Source organism: Vibrio sp. V43_P6S15P86, from assembly GCF_009904725.1.
In the GTDB taxonomy this organism is placed as follows: Bacteria; Pseudomonadota; Gammaproteobacteria; order Enterobacterales; family Vibrionaceae; genus Vibrio; species Vibrio diabolicus.
The window spans coordinates 1-4,797 of the sequence record NZ_WXWT01000254.1 but is presented as its reverse complement, the minus strand read 5'-3'; the positions used below and the strand labels follow the sequence as shown (position 1 = coordinate 4,797).

Annotated in this window: 4 protein-coding genes; all 4 read right to left on the bottom strand. The window is 46.8% G+C overall.

The features are described 5' to 3' along the window. On the bottom strand, window positions 1-872 hold an 872-nt coding region (locus tag CAG69_RS11475; protein ID WP_161444262.1), incomplete at its 3' end, for a choline ABC transporter substrate-binding protein. Window positions 873-910: 38 nt separating this feature from the next. Further along, complete coding sequence (gene betA / locus CAG69_RS11470) at window positions 911-2,626, bottom strand: choline dehydrogenase (protein WP_161444260.1); 1,716 nt, start codon at window positions 2,624-2,626, stop codon at window positions 911-913. A 180-nt stretch (window positions 2,627-2,806) separates the two neighbouring features. Then, window positions 2,807-4,267, bottom strand: coding sequence for a betaine-aldehyde dehydrogenase (betB, locus tag CAG69_RS11465; RefSeq protein WP_161444258.1), 1,461 nt, complete (start codon window positions 4,265-4,267; stop codon window positions 2,807-2,809). Between the two features lie 18 nt (window positions 4,268-4,285). After that, on the bottom strand, window positions 4,286-4,797 hold a 512-nt coding region (gene betI, locus CAG69_RS11460), incomplete at its 5' end, for a transcriptional regulator BetI (protein WP_161444257.1).

The window sequence follows — 4,797 nt, the reverse complement described above, 5'->3', positions numbered from 1 at the left end:
CCCTCTAGCCACGCTTCAATTTGTTCTTGGTTTGCGTTCAACCATGCTTGTGCTGCTTTCGACGGTTTCTGCTTCTGGTTGAGAATCGCTTCCATCAATTCGTTTTCCATTTCTAGGTTGAATTCTAGGTTTTTCACTAGCTGACCTACATTTGGACACTCAGCAAGGTAGTTTTTACGTGCGTTTGTGTACACATTCGCGCCGCCGTAGTTAGGGCCGAAGAAGTCGTCACCACCCGCTAAGTATTCCATTTCAACGTTGCTGTTCATTGGGTGCGGGGCCCAACCTAGGTACACAATCCATTGGTTGCGGCGCGCAGCACGTGATACTTGAGACACCATGCCAGCTTCGCTGGATTCAACTAGGCTGAAGTCTTTTAGGCCGAATGCGTTGCTATCAATCATTGACTGAATTAAGCGGTTACCATCGTTACCTGGTTCAATGCCGTAAATGCGGTCTTTAAATTTGTCGGCATGTTTTACTAGGTCAGCGAAGTTGGTCACGCCAGCGTCATAAACGTATTTTGGAACCGCGAGTGTGTATTTTGCGCCGACGAGGTTCGCTCGTACGGTTTCAACGGTACCTGCATCACGGTATTTCGCGATGTCACCTTCCATCGTTGGCATCCAGTTACCTAGGAAAATGTCGATATCGCCATTGGCCATAGAAGAGTAAGTAACAGGTACCGATAGTAGATCGGTCTTCGTTTTGTACCCCAACCCTTTTAGCAGCTCAGATGTCACGGCGGTGGTCGCTGTAATGTCGGTCCAACCTACATCTGCAAAACGTACTGTTTCACATTGGTTGGCATAAGCGCCTGTTGCTAAAGTACTTAGTGCGATTGTTGAGAAGATTTTTGTCATCTTAGACATATTGAATTCCTTGTAATGATTACTGACTTTTTTCGTTTTTATGAGATCGAATCGAGATCTCTTTTTGGCGGATGCATTCGTTGCATCTCTTGCCAGTTCGGTGCAATCCAAACTGGTGCGTTATTCGACGTTTCCAGGGCGTTATCCAAAATCATGTCCGCGGCACGTTCTGCCACCATAATAGTTGGCGCATTTAAATTACCGTTCGGAATGGTTGGGAAAATAGAAGAGTCCACCACACGCAAGCCTTGAATACCGCGTACTTGGCATCGCTCATTCAAAACTGCTAATGGGTCATTGTCTGCGCCCATTTTGCAGGTACAAGATGGATGGTAAGCACTCTCGACATTCTGCTTCACCCATTCATCAATTTGTTCATCCGTTGTGATATTCAGACCCGGCTGGATCTCATCACCACGAAACTCATCCATGGCTGGCTGATTGAGGATCTCGCGAGTAAGGCGAATACAATCACGCCAATCCTGCTTATCTTGTTCAGTGGAAATGTAGTTAAACTCAATCTTCGGCTTATCATTCGGATTCGCAGAGACAACTTCGACCGAGCCGCGACTTTCGGGCTTGTTAGGTCCAACGTGCACTTGGAAACCATGACCGTCAAAAGCAGCTTGTCCGTCATAACGCATTGCCGCTGGCAAAAAGTGATATTGAATATTTGGCCACTTTAGTCCCTCACGAGAACGGATAAACGCACATGATTCAAAGTGGTTAGTAGCCCCAAGGCCTTTGCGAGTTAATATCCATTCGGTGCCAATCAAGCCCTTGCTCACCAAACCTAATTTGCTGTTGAGCGTGATAGGTTGCTTACAGTGATATTGGAAGTACACTTCTAAGTGATCTTGCAGGTTTTTACCTACCCCTTCCAACGGATGTTTCACCTCAATGCCCGCTTTCTCTAATACTGCTTTAGGGCCAATGCCTGAAAGTTGTAGTAGCTGCACAGAGCCTACCGAGCCAGCACTCGAAATCACTTCATGATTCGCAAAACATTGCTGAACTGAACCTGATTTTTCAAATTCAACACCAACCGCTTTCTTGCCTTCGGCGCCTGTTTCTTCTAGTAAAACGCGATGAACCGTCACCCTCTTCATTAGGGTGAAGTTTTTGCGTTTTTTAGCACGGCTTAAGTATGCATTAGAGGTTGAAGCGCGTACGCCTTTGTCAACGGTCATATGCATTGGGCCAAAGCCTTCTTGCTGATAACCGTTGTAATCTTTTGTTTCTGGGTAGCCCGCTTCTTTGCCTGCATCAATAAAAGCTTGATACAGCGGATTGAGCTTCATATCGTTGCCATTACATGTGCCGACTGGACCGTTATCGCCTCGGTATTCATCAGCACCACCAATCCAAGACTCTGCCTTACGGAAATAAGGCAAACACGATTGATAATTCCAGCCTTTCGCGCCTTCCTCTTCCCACTGGTCAAAGTCACAAGCGTGTCCACGAACGTAAACCATGCCGTTGATAGACGAACTACCGCCCAGAACTTTCCCGCGAGGACAATGAAGTTGACGGCCATCCAACCCTTGCTCTTCAACCGTCTCAAACTGCCACGCGTATTTTTCAGTGTTCATCGGGTAAGAAAGCGCCGTCGGCATTTGGATAAAAATACTTTTATCCGACCCACCCGCTTCGAGTAATAGGACCGAATATTGACCACTTTCACTTAAGCGATCCGCTAACACACAGCCGGCCGAACCCGCACCGACGATGATATAATCGTAGTGTTGTTGCATTTGATTCTCCTAGGAGTTAATACCAATCACAGTAGGTAAGTGAACGAAATTAGCGTAGGAAAAATGCTTGAGAACAAGGCGGAAATTTTCGATAAGTAGTTAGCCTACAATCAAAATTGACAACGCAGTTATCGAGCATTTTAACAAGCTAAAGTGGTCAGTTATCTACTACGATTGGTATCATTTGTAAGGGCTTTCGAAGTCGCTTAGCTGAACCAGAACACTCTTCGTTTGCGTGTAATGTTTAAGGGTTTCGACTCCGTTTTCACGGCCAACACCTGATTGCTTGTAGCCGCCAACTGGCATTTCCGCAGGTGAGTCACCCCATGTGTTCACCCAACAAATACCCGCTTGAATTTGATGGATCACACGGTGCGCACGAGATAGGTTTTGAGTAAATACACCTGCCGCTAAGCCATAATCGGTGCCATTTGCACGCGCAATCACTTCCGACTCATCGCGGAATTTCAGAACTGACATTACCGGGCCAAAGATTTCTTGTTGAACGTGGCTCATGTCATCATCGCAATCGACAAATACGGTTGGAGCAACAAAGTTACCATTAGCTAGACCATTGTCTGTTACTTTGTAGCCGCCAGTCAGTAACGTCGCGCCACTCACTTTCGCGGCTTCAATCGCTCCTAGTACTTTCGATTCATGATCTTTAGAGATCAGCGCGCCAATCTGCGTGTTCTCATCAAGCGGATCGCCGACGACTAACAGCTCGGTTCGGGCTTTAAGTTGTGCGATAAAGTCGTCATAAATACCTTCATGGACAAATACGCGTGTACCGTGCGTACAAACTTCACCTTGGGTGTAGAAGTTCGCCACCATGGCCGCAGAAACGGCATCGTTTAACTTCGCATCATCAAAAATAATCAGTGGAGACTTACCACCAAGCTCCATCGTTACTTGTTTTAGTGTCTTAGCGCTGTCACTCATGACGACTTTACCGGTGCCTGACTCACCCGTGAATGACACTTTTGCGATATCAGGATGCGCCGTTAGCATCTGTCCTACTCGGTAATCCCCTTGCACGACATTAAATACGCCATCTGGCATGCCCGCTTCTGAATAAATTTCGGCGAGCTTAAGCGCCGTTAATGGTGTTTCTTCTGATGGCTTGAAGATCATTGCGTTACCCGCAGCCAGTGCTGGCGCCGATTTCCACATCGCTATTTGGATTGGATAATTCCAAGCGCCAATACCTGCGCAAATGCCCAATGGCTCGCGACGTGTGTAGAAAAACTGGTCTTCGCTGAGTGGCTGCTGTTCACCTTGCAAGCTTGGAGCAAGACCCGCATAGTACTCAAGAACATCGGCACCTGTTGTTATATCAACCGCGATAGCTTCTTGAATTGGCTTACCAGTATCTGCCACTTCTAATGCAGCCAGCTCGTCATTACGCTCACGTAAAATGGCAACGGCTTTGTGTAAAATACGGCTACGCTCGATCGCAGTCATTGCTGACCATGCAGCAAAACCTTTCTTTGCCGACTCAATCGCCGCTTCGAGATCGTCTTGGTTCGCTTGTTTAATGTTGGCCAATGGCTCACCATTCGCCGGATTGTAAGTGGTGAAGTGCTCATCTGAACACCCGTTGTACATCGCACCATTGATATAGTGTGCTTTCATTTCCATTTTGAAGACCTGTGACTTTTATATTTTTTCAGAATAAAACGTAAGTTGTTTGTCGAGATAGTCGTTGATGATGATTCTCGCTCTTTCTGCATCAATGCCTTGCGGGTTGAGCGTTCCGCGCAGCCAAATACCATCGATAAGTGACGCAATACCATGAGCAACCAGTTCGGCCTGCTCTGCATTTAATAATGCTTTGAGTTCTTTTCTTAGGTGGGACAATAAACGTCGTTCATTGACACGCTGCAAACGCTTAAGCTGTTCGTCATGCATTGAGTACGACCAGAACGCTAGCCAAGTCTTAGCAACTTGGTTTTCTGCCTGATAGCCGACAAAGTTACCGTCAATGATGGCATTAATTCTCTGATGATGAGCATCGCTTGGCAGCTCACGCAACTTCTGCGTGATGGTGGACGAAAGCTGACGCAAGATTTCGCGCATCGTTTCCTCCAGCAATCCGTGCTTACCACCGAAATAGTGGTTGATAATCCCCGTTGATACTCCGGCTTCTTTGCTGATTAACGAAATACTCG

What these genes read in the sequence shown, in the direction of transcription:
- betA (WP_161444260.1), bottom strand. Translation starts at nt 2,626, where the DNA reads ATGCAACAACACTACGATTATATCATCGTCGGTGCGGGTTCGGCCGGC.
- betB (WP_161444258.1), bottom strand. Translation starts at nt 4,267, where the DNA reads ATGGAAATGAAAGCACACTATATCAATGGTGCGATGTACAACGGGTGT.